Below are 16,618 nucleotides of genomic sequence, written 5' to 3'. Positions count from 1 at the left end.
GCATGCGCCTTACGCCTCGCTCCGCACGGCGCCCGCCGGGCGGCCGTGCTGGATCAGCTCGATCACCCGCGCGACGCGGTCCGCCCTGGCCCGGTCCCCGCCGTGGTTGATGCCGTGATGGTGATAGACGGCCGCGTAGGGCTCGTAGATCAGCTTGTACCCCTCGTCGAGCACCCGCCGCGCCCAGTCGCGGTCCTCGACGCCGGCGATCTCTTCGTCGAAGGGAATCCGCTCCCAGACCGACCGCCGGATCATCGAGTTCGCGTTGTGGAAGAAGTAATCCTTCTCCTGCACGCGCCGCTCCTGGCCGAAGACGGTCAGCAGGTCGCGCTTGTCGAGGCTGTTCGTGTCCGGCAGCGGCTCCTGCTTCCCGTAGGCGCCCGCGACGGCGGGGTCGAGCTGGAAGTTCCGCCAGAGGCGGTACAGCCACCGGTCGGTCGTCGGAATGCAGTGGCCCGACACCAGCGCCACGAGTTCCCCCCGCGCCGCGGCGATGCCGACGTTCAGGGACCGCCCGAAGGTGAAGGCCTCGTCGGGAATCTCGACCAGCCGGGCGTCGAAGCGCCGGACGATCTCCAGCGTGCCGTCCGTGGAGGCGTTGTCCACGACGATGATTTCGAAGTCCGGCCCCGCCTGCCCCGCGATCGCCCGCAGGCATCGGCCGATCCACCGCTCCTCGTTCTTGGTCCGCACGACGACGGAGATCACGGCGCGAGCACTCCGAAGGTGATGAAGTCGTCCGGCTCCAGGTCGTAGAGGACCACCTTGCCCACGATGTCCCCCGCCAGCCGCGGGCTCAGGCCCCGGCAGGGTGACTTCAGCGCCATCATGTCCTCGGTCAGCACGGTCCCGGCGGGGATCGCCCGCGCGGCGACGAGCGACACCTGCTCGTCGTCGAAGAGGTCGCTCTGCGCCGCGTGGAGCTTCTTGCGGACGAGCGCGAGGGCCTCCTTGTCCGACTCGCGGATCGTCCGCACGAGCCGGCCCATCTCCGCGGGGCTCAGGCCGCCGCCGTGGGGCAGCGCCAGGTCGCGGTCGAGCGTGAGCGCCTTCTCGATGACCGTCGCGCCCAGGCCGAGCGCGCCCATGACCATCGTGACGCCCGGCTCGTTGTCCGTGTACCCGACGCGCCGGCCGAAGCGGTCCAGCCAGGTGAGCACGCTCAGGTAGGCCAGGTTGACCTCGAAGGGCTCCAGGAAGATGCTGTGCAGCAGCGTGAGGTTGTGGCCGTGGAACTGCTCGACGACCTCCTCGATCTCCTCCTCCGTGAGCAGGCCCGTCGCGATCAGCACGCGCTTCTGGCGGGCCGCCATCTCGCGGAGCAGGGGCCGGTGGCTCGCCGCCGCCGCGTCCACCATGAGGCCGTCCGGGTCCGCCTCGTCCACGACGCGCAGCGAGGGCAGGTCGAAGGGCGCCGCGATGAAGTCGATCCGGCCGCGGCAGCGCTCGCGGACGGCCAGGAACGCCTCCGCCGGGAGATCCAGCCGGCTGACCACCTCGCGCACCGTGCGCCCGAGCCGCGGGTACTTTCGGAGCGGCCGGTTCAGCACGGAGCGGACCACGCCGTCGTCGGGCGACCGCTTGTCGAACCGGATGCCGTCGCAGCCGCAGGCCACGGCCGCGTCCACGAGCCGCGCCGCCTGCTCGGGGTCGCCCAGGTGACTCCCGTGGACCCGCGCCAGGACGTAGGAGCGCCGGCCCGTCCCGTTGCCGTTCCCGTGGCGTCCCGGCCGCATCACCACACCTTCGCCATGAGCCGCAGGATCCTCCCGTACGTCGCCGGCTCGTACCGCCCGGTCTCCTCGAAGTGCCGGCGGAAGACCCGGTGGAAGAGGGCGTCCGCCGCCTGGCAGATGTTCATGCCCCGGCCGTTCAGCGTCCGGTGGCCGGAGAGCCGCGCCTGGCGGAGCAGGACGGACTCGGCCGGCGAGTAGATGATGTCCATGACCGCCGTCGTCGCCGGAACCCCCGCCAGCAGGCGGGCCGAGCGCGCCTGGTTCACCATGAGGTCCGGCAGCGAGCGCCGGAACCAGTCCTGATAGAAGCGGGGCCGGTCGACGGCGAGCGCCGCGGCGAGGGCGGCCGGCTTGGCCGGGGCCAGGGCGGAATAGGGCTCCAGGCAGGTCACGGTCCCGTCGGGGAGCGTCCGCAGCCCGGCCTGCCCCTTGGTCGTCGCGTTGACGATCAGGTGGGAGGAGGGCGCGACGCGCTCGATGTCCGATTCCGGCCACCAGACCACGTCGGCGGCGACCGTCTTGAGCGCGGCGCAGAGCCTCGTGCCCGATTCGCCGTCCCTCGTGGCGAGGATGAGCCGCCCCTTGCCGATCGCCCCGGCCAGCGCCCAGGCGAGCGCCTTGCCCGCGCCGCCCGCGCCGATCAGGAGCACCTGCCGGCCGGCGAGTCCCGGCAGGAAGGGCTCGGCCTCGCCGGGCAGCGCGACCGTCAGGCTCGCGAGCCCCCCCGACGCGTCGGTGTTGTACCCCGTGAGCTTCCCGTCCTCGTCGCGGACGACCAGGTTGACGGCGCCGATCGCCCGGGCCTGCGCGTCCAGCCCGTCGAGGTGGGGCACGATCGCGGCCTTGTAGGGCGTCGTCACGCTGAAGCCGCGCAGACGCTCCTCCGCCCGCGCCGCCGCGACGAAGTCGGCGAGCCGCCCGGCCGCCACGTCGAAGGGCAGGTAGATCGCGTCGAGCCCCAGCTTCCGCAGGACGGGGTTCCAGATCGTGGGGCTCTTGGCGTAGCGGGAGGGGTTCTCCCCGACGATGCCCGCCAGGTGCCGCACCGTCCCCGCCCGCGGATCGAGCTCGTTGCCGACACAGTCCTGAATCGCCGTGGTTCTCTCCAGCGTCACCATCGGTGGCCCCTCGGAGCCCGTGTTGCGCGTCGAGTGTCGAGGGGGAAGACCGGATGCCCCCGCGAACCCCACACTCACCACTGTCAACTCACCACTTCTTCCCCATGGCGGAGGCGATCCCCCGCAGCTCGGCCATGAGTCCCTCGAACGCCGGATAGCCCAGCGCCTGGAGCGGGTCCACCGCCGCCAGCTCCGGCGTCGGGTGCACGTCGAGCATGACCCCGTCCGCCCCGACCGCGACGGCCGCGCGGGCGATCGGGCCGACGTGCTCGCGCCGGAAGGTCGCGTGGCTGGGGTCCACGATCACCGGCAGGTGCGAGTAGTCGCGGATCGCCGGCACGACCTGCAGGTCCGCGATGAAGCGCGAGGTCGGACGGTGGGTGTGCGGCGCCGCGATGCCCCGCTCGCAGAGGACCACGCGCGGGTTGCCGTGGTAGAGCAGGTACTCGGCCGCGCCGAGCCAGTCCCGCAGGCTCGCGCCGTAGTGCCGCTTGAGCAGGACGGGCTTGCCGGTCTTGGCGACCTCCTCCAGGAGCGGGAAGTTCTGCATGTTGCGGGAGCCGACCTGGATCATGTCCACGTGGTCGGCGACCAGGTCCACCAGGCGCGGGTCCACCACCTCCGAGACGACGGGCAGCCCGGCCCGCGCGCCCGCCTCCTTGAGGTAGGCGAGGCCGCGCTCGCGCAGCTCGAACATGCGCTCGTTCCGGTAGGGGAAGGTCAGCGGCTTGAAGGCGCCGCCGCGCAGCAGAGCCGCGCCCGCCGCCTTGACCGCCAGCGCGATCTCGGTCACCTGCTCGCGGCTCTCCACCGCGCACGGCCCCGCGATCACGACGAGCCGGTCGCCGCCGATCTCCACCGGCCCCACCCGGACCGTCGTGCGGCGGCCGGGCTCCCCGGCGACGAGCCGGAGGTTCGATGCCAGGTCCTCGGGCGTGATGTCTTTCATGATGGTGGTGCGTGTCGAGTCGTGAGTCGAGGAGAAAACAGCCGTCCGCCCGCGCACTCCACGCTCAACACGTCCTTTCAACCGACCGCCACGCCGACCGGCTCGATCGGGGAGGGCCGGCCCGAGGCGGCGGAGCGGTAGATCGCTTCGATTACGCGCGCCAGCGCCGTCCCGCAGGACAGGACATCGGCCTCCGGCGTCCGGCCGGTCGCGACCGCCTCGAGGAAGGCGCCCAGCTCCAGCGCCACGAGGTCCACCGGCGTGACGGAGGCCAGGCGCGGCAGCGTGCAGGCCCCCTGGACCGGCGTCCAGACGCCCTGGCGCAGCTCGTGCCGGACCTCGAACAGCTCCACGCGGTCGACCTCGAAGTCCGCCCGGATCGTCCGCCGGTCGCCGACCACCGTGATCTCCTTCGTGGTCATGGCGCCGGGCACGACCCGGTCCACCCAGTTGCCCGGCTGGATGTAGCCGGACTCCACCTTCGCGACGGCGCCGCCGGGGTACTGCAGCAGGACGAGGGAAAAGTCCTCCATCCCGCGCCGGAAGTGGTCGCGCGTCACCGCGTAGGCCTCGATCGGCATCTCGCCGAGGAGCGCATTGAACAGGTCGATGAAGTGGATGCCGTCGGTCTGCGTGACGCCGCAGTCGGTCCTGGCGCGCTTGAACCCCATGAACCGGCCGTCCAGGTACCGGATCGCGCCCAGCTCGCCGAGGGCGATCCGCTCCCGGACGTAGCGCGCGATGGGGTGGAAGCGATAGTAGTAGCCGACCTGGAGCCGGCGGCCGCTGCGCTCGACCTCGACGGCGAGCCGGTCCGCTTCCTCCGCGGTCATCGTCATCGGCTTCTCGACGAAGACGTCCTTGCCGGCCCGGAGCGCCTCCGCGCAGATGGCCGCATGGCCGACGGAGGGCGTGACCACGTCCACGACGTCCGCGGCCGCGAGAAATCGCCGGTAGTCCGTCCCCAGACGGTCCGGGGGCAGGCCGATCAGGTCGGCCGCCTCCTCTAGGCGCGCCGGGTTCAGGTCCGCCACGGCCAGGTCGCCCGCCCGCCCGAGCTGCGCCCAGGCACGCAGGTGGTTCTTTCCGAAGCCGCCGAGCCCGATCTGGAGGATCTTCATGGGTCTCTCCGTTTTGCGGCGGACCGCGGGGAGGGCACGTCCCCGCGTCGCCCTTCCGTTAGAGTCTCGCCACCCCGATGCCCCGCAGCCGCAGATGCCGCACCTGCCGCTCGATCTCGTCCGCGCAGCGGCTCGCCGTGATGACCACCGCGTCGGGACGCCGGGCCTCGATGGCGTCCGGCGCCTCGACGGGCAGCCCCCCGATGCGCGCCCGCCGCTTCTGCCGGTCGTTGTCCACGATCCCGACGACCTCGACCGGCGTGTCCCTGGCGGCCGAGCAGACCAGCTCGCCCGTCTCCGCCGCGCCGAAGAGCACCACCCGCCGCCAGCCCCGCCGGGCGAGCCCGAGGAGGCGCCGCCGACACTCCTGCTTGGCGATCAGGTAGAGCCGCGCCATCTCGCGCGCATACTGCCGGCTCAGCCCGTCGAGGTAGGCGACCCCGCTGTCCGTCACCGCGTACCGCATCGTCCGGTTCGTCTCCCCCGTCACGGCCACGAGCCCCCCGTCGATCATGCGCCGCACGTAGTGATGGGCCATCGTGCTCCCGAGGCCGCTGCGACGCGCGACCTCGTGCTGGCTGACCGCGCCGCCCTCGGCGAGGGTCGCGAGGATCCGCAGCTCCCACAGCGCCGTCGTCGGCCGGAAAAAGCGATAGGGGCGGTCCGTCGTCGGGCCCACCGTTCGTTCGCCGACCGAAGGCGGTATCGTCACGTTCCTCCCTGCGCTTGAGTCCGTCACGCCCGCCCGGTCCTTTCAAGGGTCGTGCCGTGGCGCGGCACGGCGCGGCGGCCCGGTTTCACGCCGATTGACCGCGGAAACCGCCGGGGCCGGGCGGCGACCCGGCAAGGATTGCCGGGCGGCCCGGCAAGGCCGGGTCGACCGGGGGCCCGGCCGGCCCGTTGTGCCGGCCGGCCAGCGGGATTACAATCGGGGCCCGCGAACGGAGCCGGCAGGGGGCCGGCCCCCTGCCGGGGGGAGGATGGGGACATGGTCGTGCTGCTCCTCGCGCTGCTCGTCGCGGCGCCGGCCCTGGGCGAGACGGAGAATCGGCCCTTCTGGACGGAGCAGGCGATGTTCCGATTCGGCGAGGATCTCTTCTTCGTCGGACGGGCTTCCTGCGCGAAGACGGTCGAGGACGGGCTGGACCAGGCCTTCCGGCGGGGGCTCAAGGAGATTCTCAACTACGCCCAGGCCGCGAGTACCTCCGGCCTGCCCATCGAGACCCAGATGGTCTTCCACGAGCGGGACAGCGCCGGCTGCCCGACCGGGACGATCACGGTCTGGCGCCTGCTCCGCGTGGAGGCGGACGAGCTCGCGGCCCTGCCCAAGGGCATCCCGCCGCTCATCCCCGGCGCGCCCGCCCCGCCGCCGCCCTCGCCGAGAGACCTGACGCCCCGCCCCGGCATGACCCACGACGAGGTCTGGAACCGCTTCGGCCAGCCGCGCTCGATCGTGCTCAAGGGACGGGAGGCCCAGTGGGAATACCCCCAGTTCGGGCTCACCCTGATCCTCGACCGGGAGGAGGGGCTGACGAGCTGGAAGCTCTCGGGGCCCCAGGGCCGCGAGGTCGGCCTCGCCCCCAAGGCGCGCCCGCGGCCGCCCGCGGCCGCCGGGACGGAGCCGCCCATCGACCTGACGGGACGGTTGCTGGAGCTGGAAGAGGAGGCGCAGCGGGCGAGGGAGCCGGAGGGGGACCGGCGGCCCCTCTCACAGATCGAGCGCGACCGGGGCCGCGAGATCTTCAACGGGAAGGGCGCGTGCGCCCGCTGCCACGGCATCAACGGCGATCCCGCGCGCGTGGACCCGCTGCTCGTCGGCCAGCTCACCCCCAGGCCGCCGGACCTGCGCCGGACCAAGGACCGCAAGCACAAGACCTTCGAGGACTGGGTCCGCGTCATCAAGCAGGGGATTCCGGGCACCAGCATGTTGCCCGTCACCCACCTGCAGGACGAGGAGATCTTCGCCCTGGCCCACTACCTCCGGCACCTGCAGGGCCCCGAGCATCTCCGGGCCGGCGAGGCCAAGCCGCCCGCCGCGCCCAAGTGACGGCGCCGGCCGGGGACGGCCGGGGCGTGGGCGGCGAGCCCGAGCCGCCGCCGCGCGACCAGCGCCTGGACCGGCGGGGAAGCCGGGTTCAGCCCCGCGAGGATGGTCCGATAGATCCACGTATTCCAGCGACGGGCCGAGTCCGTGGCGATGACCTGCGCGGGGGCGTCCAGCCGCCGGCGCCGGTCCGGCGGCAGGTCCGGCCGCTCGCCCAACAACAGGCTCACCTGGGCCGACAGCCAGAGATGGCTGAGGTCCACCGCCTCCAGGACGGCCCGCGCGAGCGCGGGGTCCGCCTCCCAGACGAAGAGGTGCTGTCGCGGTCCCGCCCGCTCCGCGAGCGCGCCGGCGAGCGCGCCCGAGCCCAGCCCCAACTGCACGATCGTCGGGAGCCCCCACAGGGTCGGCGGACGGCCCTGCCCATCGAGCCCGCCCCAGCGCAGCAGGGGCACCTCGCTCCCGTCCTCGTCGCGGGCCGCCACCGCCACGGGGCCCGCGGCGCTCCGCCGGACCACGTAGCGCCCCGGCTCCGTTCGTCGGCAGAGAAGCGGCAGGGTCCAGGGCTGCGTCTCGGCGAGCGCGGCGAGGTTCCACCCCAGGGGACCGACGGCCCCTCTTCCCCGGCAGGCGGCGGCGAGCTGCCGGATCGCCTCGGGGTCGGCCGCCCAGGCGCGGCCGTCCCCCCGCGACCGCTCCGCGGCCTCCTCCGCTCCCCGCTCCGGCGGCACCGGCCCGGCCCCGACGACGTGCGCGCACCCGCGACAGAGCCGAAGCCCCGCCGCCGGCACGGGCCGGGACTCGCTGTCCGGCAGGCCGCAGACGGGGCAGGGGCCCTCCGGCCTCATCGTCCCCCTCCCGCGTGGCCCGCCTGTTCCGCCAGGACGGGGTCCCGCTGGGCCACGAACTGCTCGATCGCCGTCCTCACCGTGGCGCCCCAGCTCCGGACCTCCACGTACTCGGTCCGGCCGAACTGGAACTCGACGCCGCAGACGAGCTTGCCGGGGGACTCCACGACGTTCCGGACGAGCCCGCTCAAGTTGACGATCGTCCCGATCCCCGGCAGCTCGAAGTCGAGCCGGAGCTCGCCGCCCTTGGGCAACTCGCGCCAGGGCTCCAGCAGGGTCAACCGGCAGCCCGCGACGCTCAGGTCCTGGAGCATGCCCGTCAGCGGCGAGGGCCACGCCGGGTCGCGGGCGGCGTCCACGAGCATGAGGGACACCGGCTGGCTCACGCGGATGCGCGGATGGCGGCGCAGCACGACCTGCTCGATCCTGGTCGGAAAGGACAGGAACAGGAGCGGCTCCGGCGAGAACTGGCCGCGCCGGATCTCGCTCCGGTAGCCCACCATCGTGCCCGACAGGTGCGAACGGACGATGCAGGGGGCGCCGCTGCGGAACTCCACCGCGCGCCCCTCCTGGAAGGGCAGCTCGCTGATCAGGAAGGCGCCGACCTTCCACCCCAGCAGCGTCGAGGGGCACTGGACCTGGCCCCGCTTGCCGGGCAGGGTGAGCTGGAGGGGCAGCCCCACCGACAGCCACTGGGACGGCGAACCGATGCCCATCGCTTCCTCCGCGCCGACTCCGAGCCTGCGGGGCTCACCAGGCCGGCCGGCCCAAGACGGCGTCGGGGTCGATCCCCATCTCGGCGGGGTCGACCACGGCGACGATCGTGCGCCGGGACTCGGCCTGGTCCCCCAGGTCCAGCGGCACGGCCGGCCGCAGGGCTCGTCCCTGCGCGTCCCTCACCACGCGCACCTTCGGCCGCAGCGGCTGGTCGCGGCGGATCTCCTCCACCACCGCCGTCTCGCCGCCGGTCAGGAGGACGCAGGAGCCCACCGGATAGATGCCGAGGGCCTTGATGAAGCGCTCGACCAGCACGGCGTCCAGATGTCCCTTCCTTCCGAGGCTGAACAGGAACCGGAGCGCCTCGTGGGGCGGCATGGCCCTGTGGTACACGCGGTCGCTCGTGACCGCGTCGTACACGTCCACGACGCTGCTGATCAGGCCGATTTCCGTCAGGCGCTCCCTGGTCCGGCCGAAGGGATAGCCGCCGCCGTTGACCCGCTCATGGTGCTCCAGCGCCGGACGGATGGCCGACTCCTCCAGCCCCGTCGTCCGGGCCAGCAGCTCGGCCCCGCGGAGCGCGTGCTGTTTCATGACCTCGAACTCGTGGGGCACGAGCCGGTCCGGCTTGTTGAGGACTTCCAGGGGGATCATCATCTTCCCCACGTCATGGAGCAGGGCTCCCGTGCCGAGGCCCCGGAGCCGGTCCCGATCCCATCCCAGGCTCCGCCCCAGGGCCAGGGCGAGGACGGCGGTGTTCACCGAGTGGAAGAAGGTGTACTCGTCGTAGCACTTGAGCCGGGAGAGGCTCGTCAGCGCGTCCTCGTTCCGCAGGACGCTGTCCACGAGGCCGTCCACGACCCGGTGCACCGCCTCCGTGCTCAGCGCACGGCCCATGCGGGCCTCGTAGAGGACCCGCTGGACGACGACCTTGGCCTCGCGGTAGGCCTTCATGGCCAGCGGCAGCTCGTCCGCGAAGGAGCCCGGCTCCGCGGCCGGCGGAGGGGACGGCTCGGGGGCCGGCCCCGGTCTCGGGGGCGGCTCGCCGCCCGCCGCCCGGACGGCGGGTCCCGGTCCCTTGTCGGCGTCGATCTCGACGAAGCGCACGCCCGAGTCGCGCAGCGCTCGGATCTGGTCCTCCGTCGCGATCCACATCCTGTGGCGGAGGAACGGCGTCTGCAACCAGGGCCTATCCAGGCCGACGACGTACATCCCGACGGTCAGCTCGTCGAGCGGAATGCGGCTCATGCGATCGCTCCTCGGTCAGGCGGATGGGGGCGTTCGTCTCGTTATCGGACGGCGGCCGGAAACCTGAAGGCGGGCTCAGCGTCGGCCGGCGGCGAGGGGGGCGACGGCCTCGTCGCTCCGCGCCCGATCGCTGCGCGGGTAGAGGGGGTGGCGGATCGGCACGCCGTCCGCGAGCACGAGCTGCTTCGCCAGCTTGGTCCGCGCGTTGACCACGAGCGGCCCGCGCAGGTTGGCCGTCACCCGGCCGGGATCGGCCGGCGGGACGGTCAGGATGACGAGCAGGACCAGCTCGTCGCCCTCGGCCGGATCGAGCTCGGCCAGTTCCTCGGGCGCGACCTCGACGCGATAATCGGGCTTGAAGCGGGCCGGGTCCATGACGACGAAGGCCAGGCCCGGCTCGTCGAGGGACTGCATCCACTGGAAGGGGGCGTGCCGGTCGTGGTCCAGGAGCACATAGCGGACCGAGCGCGGGAACCCGATCACGCCGGCGGGAAACCGGATCACCGCCTCCTCCGACACCTCGATCTCCCCGAAACGGTCCGTCGTCACTCGCATAGCCGATCCTTATCCTCCGCCCGCGCCGATCCGGCCCAGCACCTCGACCGGAAGGTGCCGCGCCGCGGCCGCCTCTCGGTTCTCCTCCAAGATTCGCGCATAGACCTCGTCCCGGTGCACCCGGACGCGCGGCGGAGCCTCGATGCCCAGCCGGACCTGGGTCCCCTTGATCTCCAGCACCACCACGCGGACATCGCCGCCGATCGCGATGCCTTCGCCCGGCCTTCGCGTGAGCACCAACATGGTCGCCCTCCCTGGCTCCCGTTCGCGGCCCCTGCCTTCTCTTATCGTCGGCTCCCCCTCCCGACTGAAGCCCGGCTTCCCCCGTCACCGCAGGAAGCGCAGCAGCGAGCTGTCCAGGATCCGCGCGAGCGCCTGGGACGTCGCCTCGACGGCGAACTGGTGCAGGCTCAGGGCCGAGGCGGCCCTGACCAGGTCCGCGTCCTCGTCCCCCGCGAGGATGGACTCCAGGTGCGCCCGCGCCGTGTCCAGGCCGTCCTTCGTCCGGTCGAGGCGGGCGGCGAGCGCGCCGGCCTCGGCCTGGCCCCGGACGATCTGATCGAGCGCGCGGTCCGCGTCGGCGATTCCCCGGTCGAGGCCTCCCCCGTCGTTGCCCATGAGGGCCGCCGTCAGGCTCTTGAGCGCGGCGAAGATGTCCAGCGTCCCGCCGGAGAAGACCTCGTCGCCCGGCAGGTTGGTCGCCACCGTCCGGCCGTCGGCGACCTCGACGCCCCGCCGGCCCGAGTCGCCCTGGTACTGGACGCCGGTCGTCACGGCGAACCGGTCGCCCGCCGCCGGCCCGGTCGAGCCCGTCGTGATCGTCAGCGACAGCCCGTCGAACTCGATGGCCGAGCCGGAGGTGTAGGTCCGGTCCGCCAGGACCGCGACCGGGCGCAGGGCGACCGTGAACGTGTCCCCGCTCTTCGGCCCCCCGCCCTCCCCGTCGCGGAGCGTCACGCGAAGGCCGTCGAACTCGATGGCCGAGCCGGAGGTGTAGGCGTTGCCGCTGGAGAGCACCGTGCCCGTGGTCGTGTTCGTGATCGTGTACTGGGTGTCGGAGGTGAACGTGATCTCGTAGTCGTCGAGCGTCAGCGCGGTCGGGTCGGCGACCCCCGCGTCCTGCTTCGCGGCCGCCCCCGTGTTGTCGGGGCCCGGCGAGACCGCGACCGGCGCCGAGACGTTGTAGAGGGTGTAGGTCGTCGCCGAGCTGAACCTGATCAGGTAGTCGGCCAGCGTGGCCCGCGCCGGGTCCGTCACGCTCGCCTGGGAGATGTCGGCCCCGCCGGCGTTGTCGGAGGCGGCGACGGCCGAGGCCGAGAGCGCATAGGGGTTCGCGCCGGTGGTCGCGCCGCCGCCGTTGAAGCCCAACGACGCCCGCGCGGTGCCGCCGGTGACGGTCACGGTCGAGGCGGAGCCGTCGGTCTTGGAGGCGATGACCAGATGGTCGGTCTCGTAGGTCACGGCGACCGCCTTGCCGGCGGCCGCCAGCGTCGCGTCCGCGTTGATCCCCGCCTCCACCAGCGCGGCGAGCTGCGCGCCGGTGTAGGTGCCGGCCGCCAGCGTGATCGTCCCCGACGCGGTCCCGTCCACCGTGACCCGGAGGGTGTCCGTGCTCCCGCTCGCCAGCGTGACCGGCGGCGAGAGGGCAAGCCCGGTGGCCCGCCCGTGCGCGCCCGTGCCGCCGAAGAGCGGGCGGCCGGCGACGGTGCGGTTGGCCAGGTCCCGGAGCTCCAGCGTGAGCTGTCGCGCTTCGGCCGCGGCGGCGGCCCGCTCCGCCGGCCCGTTGGCGTCGTTGCGGAGAGCGACCGCCAGCTCCTTGACGCGCGTCAGGAGGTTCGTCGCCTCGTTCAGCGCATCGCCGGAGGCCCGGAGCCGATCCGCGCCGGCCGTGATCGTGCGCAGCCGGTGGTCCAGCCGCGCGATCGCGGCCTTGCCGCCGACGATCCGCGAGAAGGCCGCCGGGTCGTCCGACGGGGCCGCCACGCGCTTCCCCGAGGTGACCTGTTCCTGGGCCGCGAGGCTCTCGGTCCGCGCCCGCTGCAGGTGCCCGAGCAGCGTCGCGAACACCTGCTGATCCGAAATCCTCATCGCTTAACCCCGCCCCCTCCCCGCGTCTGCCCGTCCCCGCGTCGGCGCTTACCCTATCTCTTCATCGAAAGAATCGTCTGCAGCAGCTCATCCGCCATCACGACGACCCGGGAGGCGGCCTCGAAGGCCCGCTGCTGGGCGAGCAGGTTGACCAGTTCCTCGTCGAGGGAGACGCCGGAGACCTCCGCCCGCCCCGCCGCCAGGCGGGCGTGGACGGCTTCCTGGGCCTGGAGGTCGCCGTCCGTCCTCGCGGCCGTCTCCCCGAAGTCCGCGGCGAGCTTGCCGTAGAACCCGCTCATCGTCAGGTCGTCGAGCGACGAGAGCGCCGCCGCCTGGAGCGCGACGACGGCCAGGGCGTTCGCGCCGTCGTCCGGCCGGCCGGCGGCGGACGCGGCCGCGACCCGGTCGGGGTCGGTCAGCGCGACGGCCATCGTGGCGGCCGTGGTCCCGCCCGCGTCGAAGAAGTCCTTCCCCGTCGAACCGTCGAGCCCGTAGCCCGCCTCGTGGACGCGGTTGACGTTCGACACCACCGCCGCCGCCAGCGTGTTCAGCGTGTCGAGGAGCCCCGCGACCGTCTCATCCCGCAGGGTCAGCAGCCCGCCGAGGCGCCCGCCGCCGATCTCGGAGGTGATCGCGACGGAATCGTCGTCCTCCCCGCCGGCCGTACCGGAGGGATCGTAGCGGACGGCCAGCCGCCCGCCGTTGTCCGCATCGGCCAGGCCGGCCAGCTTGTAGGCCCGGTCGCCGCTCACCAGCGCCCGGCCGCGACCGACGAAGACCGTGAGCCGGCCCTGCTCGTCCTCAAGGGTGGTGACCGCGACGCGCTCGGCCAGTTCGTTCACCAGGCGCGCGCGGGCGTCCAGCAGGTCGTTGGGCGCCTGTCCGCCCGCCTCGGCCCGCGCGATGCGGAGGTTCAAGTCGGCGATCCGCGCGGCGCGGTCGTTGATCTCGGAGAGCACCGTGCCGACCTCGCGGTCGAGGCCCGCCCGCACGTCGGCCAGGTCCGCCGCCGCGCGGTTGAACCGGTCCGCGAGCGCCCCGGCCCGCGCGAGCAGGACGGCGCGGGCGGCCCCGTCGGCGGGAGCGGCGGCGACGTCCTGCCAGGCGCCGAAGAAGTCGTTGAGGCCCGCCCCGATCCCCTGATCGGTCGTGTCCGCGAAGAGCCCCTCGAGCCCCGCCAGGGTCCGCTTCATCGTCTCCAGGCGGCTCACCCGGCCCTGCGACTCCAGGAGCCGGCGCTCGAAGAGGGCGTCCAGCTCGCGGCGCACCTCGACCACCTGGACACCCGTCCCGAGGTGGCCGGGGCGCGCGTCCAGCGGGCGGCTCTCCGCGAGCACGACGGTCTGTCTGGTGTAGCCGGGGGTGTTGACGTTGGCGATGTTCTGGCCGGTCACGGCGAGGGCGCGCTGGTTCGCCAAGAGGGCGGACTTGCCGATGCCGAGAAGGTTCAGGATGCTCGACACGGATGGCCCTACCCCCTCCGCTCCAGGAGCGACGCGCCGGGGACCGCCGGCCGCGCGAGGCCCGCGCCGGAATAGATCGGGGACGGGCCCTCGGCGGGACGCCACCGCGTCAGGCTCTCCTCCAGGAAGCCGCGCACCTGCTGGATCACCGCCCCGTTGCGCCGGTTCGCGCGCAGCGCGGCGGCCATGGACTCCCGCAGCCGACCGCCCAGCCGCCGCAGCCGATCGGCCGCGGCCGGCGCGCGGCTGGCGATCTCCCGCAGGCTCAGCGCGGCGGGGTCCAGGCCCCAGAGGGCGCCCAGGGCGGCCAGGAGGGCGGCGCGCTGCGTTTCCAGGTTTCGGAGGTCGTCGAGGAGGCTCAGCTTGGCGGAGACGGCGACGGCGAGGGCGTCGGGCGAGCCCGAGCGGAGGAGCGTCCATTCCTCGTCCAGACGGCGGTCAAAGGCCTCCAGACAGGCCAGCTCGCGGGCGAGCAGGACCGCCAGATCCTCGACGAGCGCGTCGGTACCGTCCATGAATCCCTCCCTTCTCCGTCGGCGGCGCCCCGGCCCGGCCGCGCACGCGACGGGGAAGGGAGCCTACAGCAGGGCTTCGGTCAGCCGGTCACGGATCAGGGCGTCCGCGACGGCGCGACTCTCCACTCGATAGGTGCCGGCTTCGATCGCCGCCTTGATTCCTTCGACCCGGGCAGCCCGGGCGGCCTGCGCCACGCCCGGCGCATCCACGAGCGCCTTGATCCGCTTGAGCTCCTTGGCGCGGTCGGAAAGGGCAACCTGATCGTTCCCCGGAGCCTGGTCCACCGGCCTGGCGTCGCCGGCCCGATCCGTCGCCTGCGCGCCCAGCAGAAGCCGCGTCAGCTCGTTCGCACCGCCATGTCCTGAAATTTCCATGCGTTCCACCTTCTCGGCCGTTCTGAGCCGGCCGGGCGGGCGGGGCCCCCTGGGCCAAGCCTCCCGGCTTCACTGCTCTTATCGGCGAGAAGGTGAGACGGCTTAAGGTCCCCTCCCCCCCCTTTTTTCGGGGGGATGCTCGATCAGGTGTTCCTCGAGGAAGGCCGCGAGCCCCAATCCGTCCCCCTCCGCGGCGAGGCGCCCGATCTCCTGGTCGTAGAAATAGTAGTAGGTGTCGGCCGCCCGGCCGCCGAGGAAGCCGGTCGGGACGGTTTCCCTCATCACTTTGAGAAGGTAGGCGACGAAGTAGGCCTCGAACTCCCGGGCGGCCTTGCGGATGTCGGCCGGCCCGTCGCCCCTGGACGCCCGGACGGCGCCGGTCATCGCCGAGTCAGCGAGCAGCTCCGTCGCCGGGACGCCGATGGGAAGCAGCTCCGGGCCCATCACAGGATCTCCAGGTTGGCCTGCAGCGCCCCGGCCGACCGCATCGCCGAGAGGATCGCGACGAGGTCTCTGGGGGTCACCCCGACGGCGTTCAGGGCGCGGACCACCTCGCCGAGCGTGACCGTCTCGTCCACCTGCAGGAGCCGGGACTGCTCTTCCCGCACCTCGGTCTTGACGTCCTGCGTGACCACCGTCTCGCCGTTAGAGTCGCCGATGAAGGGGGCGGCGTTCGGCTGGGAGACGTTCAACGTGTTCTTCACGGTGATCGTCAGGTTGCCGTGGGCGATGGCGCAGGTGGAGAGGCGGACGTGCTCGCCGAGGACGACCGTGCCGGTGCGCTCGTTGACCACGACGCGGGCCGGCACGTCCACCTGCACGTCGAGCGCCTCGACCGTGGCGATGTACTGGACCACGCGCCCCTGGAAGCTCTCGGGGACGGCGGCCCGCACGAGCCCCGCGTTCACCGGCGTCGCGGCGCCCGGCCCGAAGAGGTTCTCGATCGCCTCGGCCACCCGGATGGCGGTCGTGAAGTCCGCCTGGCGGAGCACGATGGACACCGAGTCCCAGGTCTCCAGGCTGACCGCGACCTCCTTCTCCACGATCGCGCCGCCGGGAATCGTCCCCGCCGCCTGATGATTCTTGATCACCGTGTTTCCGCCGCCACCGCCCGTGCCGCCGAGGAACCCGCCGATGGACACGGGCCCCTGGGCCACGGCGTAGACCTGCTGGTTCGGGGCCTTGAGCGGCGTCAGCAGGAGGGTGCCGCCCTGCAGGCTGCGCGCGTTCGCCATGGAGGAGACGACCGCGTCCACGGTCATCCCCGGTTTGGCGAAGGGCGGCAGCTTGGCCGTCACCATGACGGAGGCGATGTTGCGCGTGAGCAACATGATCGGGTCGATCACCAGGTTGATGCCCATCTTGTTGAGCATGGACATCATGGCCTGGACCGTGAACTGGCCGCCGATCACCATGTCGCCGGTCCGGTCCAGGCCCACGACGAGCCCGTAGCCCAGCAACTGGTTCTCGCGCACGCCCTCGATCGTCGCGATGTCCTTGACCCGCGCCGCCCGCGCCGGCCCGGCCGCCACGATCGTCAGCACCGCCAGCACGAACCAGGTAATCACTCGATGCGCCATGGGCCCTCCTGGATGAGCGAGCCGCCAGCGGGCGACACCCTGCGGGGCGTCACCCGGAGTTCCATCACCCCGGCGAAAGCCAGGGTCCAGTCCGTCGCCCCGGCGCATGCCGGGGCCCAGGCCGTCACCCCGGCAAAAGCCAGGGCCCTGTCCGTCGCCCCGGCGAAAGCCAGGGTCCTGTCCGTCACCCCGGCGAAAGCCGGGGTCCATCTGGATTCCGGCTTCCGCCGGAATGACGGATGAAGAGGAAGGACGGATGAA

The 16,618-nt window shown here is 72.8% G+C and carries 18 protein-coding genes; 1 reads left to right on the top strand and 17 read right to left on the bottom strand.

What is annotated here, in order from left to right; translation table 11 throughout:
* Positions 1–9 precede the first annotated feature (9 nt).
* From AC1U7O_RS08170 to AC1U7O_RS08145, 6 genes are all read right to left on the bottom strand, one after another.
* Positions 10–708, bottom strand: coding sequence for a glycosyltransferase family 2 protein (locus tag AC1U7O_RS08170; protein WP_479894229.1), 699 nt, complete (start codon positions 706–708; stop codon positions 10–12).
* Positions 705–1,736, bottom strand: coding sequence for an N-acetylneuraminate synthase family protein (locus AC1U7O_RS08165; protein WP_479894228.1), 1,032 nt, complete (start codon positions 1,734–1,736; stop codon positions 705–707). Before AC1U7O_RS08165 ends, AC1U7O_RS08170 begins: the two co-directional genes overlap by 4 nt.
* Positions 1,736–2,854 (bottom strand): shikimate dehydrogenase family protein, encoded by a 1,119-nt coding sequence (locus tag AC1U7O_RS08160; RefSeq protein WP_479894227.1) that lies wholly within the window; start codon positions 2,852–2,854, stop codon positions 1,736–1,738. Before AC1U7O_RS08160 ends, AC1U7O_RS08165 begins: the two co-directional genes overlap by 1 nt.
* 88 nt (positions 2,855–2,942) lie before the next feature.
* On the bottom strand, positions 2,943–3,803 hold the full coding sequence (aroF, locus tag AC1U7O_RS08155; RefSeq protein ID WP_479894226.1) for a 3-deoxy-7-phosphoheptulonate synthase: 861 nt from the start codon (positions 3,801–3,803) through the stop codon (positions 2,943–2,945).
* A gap of 77 nt (positions 3,804–3,880) precedes the next feature.
* Positions 3,881–4,924, bottom strand: coding sequence for a Gfo/Idh/MocA family protein (locus AC1U7O_RS08150; RefSeq protein ID WP_479894225.1), 1,044 nt, complete (start codon positions 4,922–4,924; stop codon positions 3,881–3,883).
* A 58-nt stretch (positions 4,925–4,982) separates the two neighbouring features.
* On the bottom strand, positions 4,983–5,636 hold the full coding sequence (locus AC1U7O_RS08145; RefSeq protein ID WP_479894224.1) for a winged helix-turn-helix transcriptional regulator: 654 nt from the start codon (positions 5,634–5,636) through the stop codon (positions 4,983–4,985).
* A gap of 276 nt (positions 5,637–5,912) precedes the next feature.
* On the opposite strand from AC1U7O_RS08145, the gene AC1U7O_RS08140 reads away from it, so the two are divergent.
* Complete coding sequence (locus tag AC1U7O_RS08140) at positions 5,913–6,971, top strand: c-type cytochrome (protein WP_479894223.1); 1,059 nt, start codon at positions 5,913–5,915, stop codon at positions 6,969–6,971.
* Here AC1U7O_RS08140 and AC1U7O_RS08135 read toward each other — a convergent pair.
* From AC1U7O_RS08135 to AC1U7O_RS08085, 11 genes are all read right to left on the bottom strand, one after another.
* Positions 6,899–7,816, bottom strand: a complete 918-nt coding sequence (locus AC1U7O_RS08135) for a hypothetical protein (RefSeq protein ID WP_479894222.1) — start codon at positions 7,814–7,816, stop codon at positions 6,899–6,901. The two genes, AC1U7O_RS08140 and AC1U7O_RS08135, sit on opposite strands and share 73 nt — an antisense overlap.
* The gene (locus AC1U7O_RS08130) at positions 7,813–8,532 is read right to left on the bottom strand and encodes a flagellar brake protein (protein ID WP_479894221.1); all 720 of its coding nucleotides are present in this window, start codon (positions 8,530–8,532) and stop codon (positions 7,813–7,815) included. Before AC1U7O_RS08130 ends, AC1U7O_RS08135 begins: the two co-directional genes overlap by 4 nt.
* 34 nt (positions 8,533–8,566) lie before the next feature.
* Entirely contained in the window at positions 8,567–9,781 is a 1,215-nt protein-coding gene (locus AC1U7O_RS08125; protein WP_479894220.1) for an HD-GYP domain-containing protein, read from the bottom strand.
* A gap of 75 nt (positions 9,782–9,856) precedes the next feature.
* Positions 9,857–10,336 (bottom strand): flagellar assembly protein FliW, encoded by a 480-nt coding sequence (gene fliW / locus AC1U7O_RS08120; RefSeq protein WP_479894219.1) that lies wholly within the window; start codon positions 10,334–10,336, stop codon positions 9,857–9,859.
* Positions 10,337–10,345: 9 nt separating this feature from the next.
* Positions 10,346–10,579, bottom strand: coding sequence for a carbon storage regulator CsrA (gene csrA / locus AC1U7O_RS08115; RefSeq protein ID WP_479894218.1), 234 nt, complete (start codon positions 10,577–10,579; stop codon positions 10,346–10,348).
* Between the two features lie 84 nt (positions 10,580–10,663).
* Positions 10,664–12,424: a flagellin N-terminal helical domain-containing protein gene (locus tag AC1U7O_RS08110; RefSeq protein ID WP_479894217.1), complete on the bottom strand. Its 1,761-nt coding sequence runs from the start codon at positions 12,422–12,424 to the stop codon at positions 10,664–10,666.
* 53 nt (positions 12,425–12,477) lie between these two features.
* Positions 12,478–13,887, bottom strand: a complete 1,410-nt coding sequence (gene flgK, locus AC1U7O_RS08105; protein ID WP_479894216.1) for a flagellar hook-associated protein FlgK — start codon at positions 13,885–13,887, stop codon at positions 12,478–12,480.
* A gap of 8 nt (positions 13,888–13,895) precedes the next feature.
* The gene (gene flgN, locus AC1U7O_RS08100; protein ID WP_479894215.1) at positions 13,896–14,402 is read right to left on the bottom strand and encodes a flagellar export chaperone FlgN; all 507 of its coding nucleotides are present in this window, start codon (positions 14,400–14,402) and stop codon (positions 13,896–13,898) included.
* A 63-nt stretch (positions 14,403–14,465) separates the two neighbouring features.
* Complete coding sequence (gene flgM, locus AC1U7O_RS08095; protein ID WP_479894214.1) at positions 14,466–14,777, bottom strand: flagellar biosynthesis anti-sigma factor FlgM; 312 nt, start codon at positions 14,775–14,777, stop codon at positions 14,466–14,468.
* 102 nt (positions 14,778–14,879) lie between these two features.
* Positions 14,880–15,221 carry a rod-binding protein gene (locus AC1U7O_RS08090; protein WP_479894213.1) on the bottom strand — a complete coding sequence of 114 codons (342 nt, stop codon included), beginning with the start codon at positions 15,219–15,221 and terminating at the stop codon, positions 14,880–14,882.
* A complete protein-coding gene (locus AC1U7O_RS08085) occupies positions 15,221–16,357 on the bottom strand; it encodes a flagellar basal body P-ring protein FlgI (protein ID WP_479894212.1) in 1,137 nt (378 codons plus the stop codon). The genes AC1U7O_RS08090 and AC1U7O_RS08085 overlap by 1 nt, the downstream gene beginning before the upstream one ends.
* Positions 16,358–16,618 lie beyond the last annotated feature (261 nt).

This window comes from Candidatus Nitrospira neuquenensis (genome assembly GCF_979578155.1).
The sequence above is the reverse complement of the archived record's forward strand: the minus strand, read 5'-3'. Positions and strand labels throughout refer to the sequence as shown.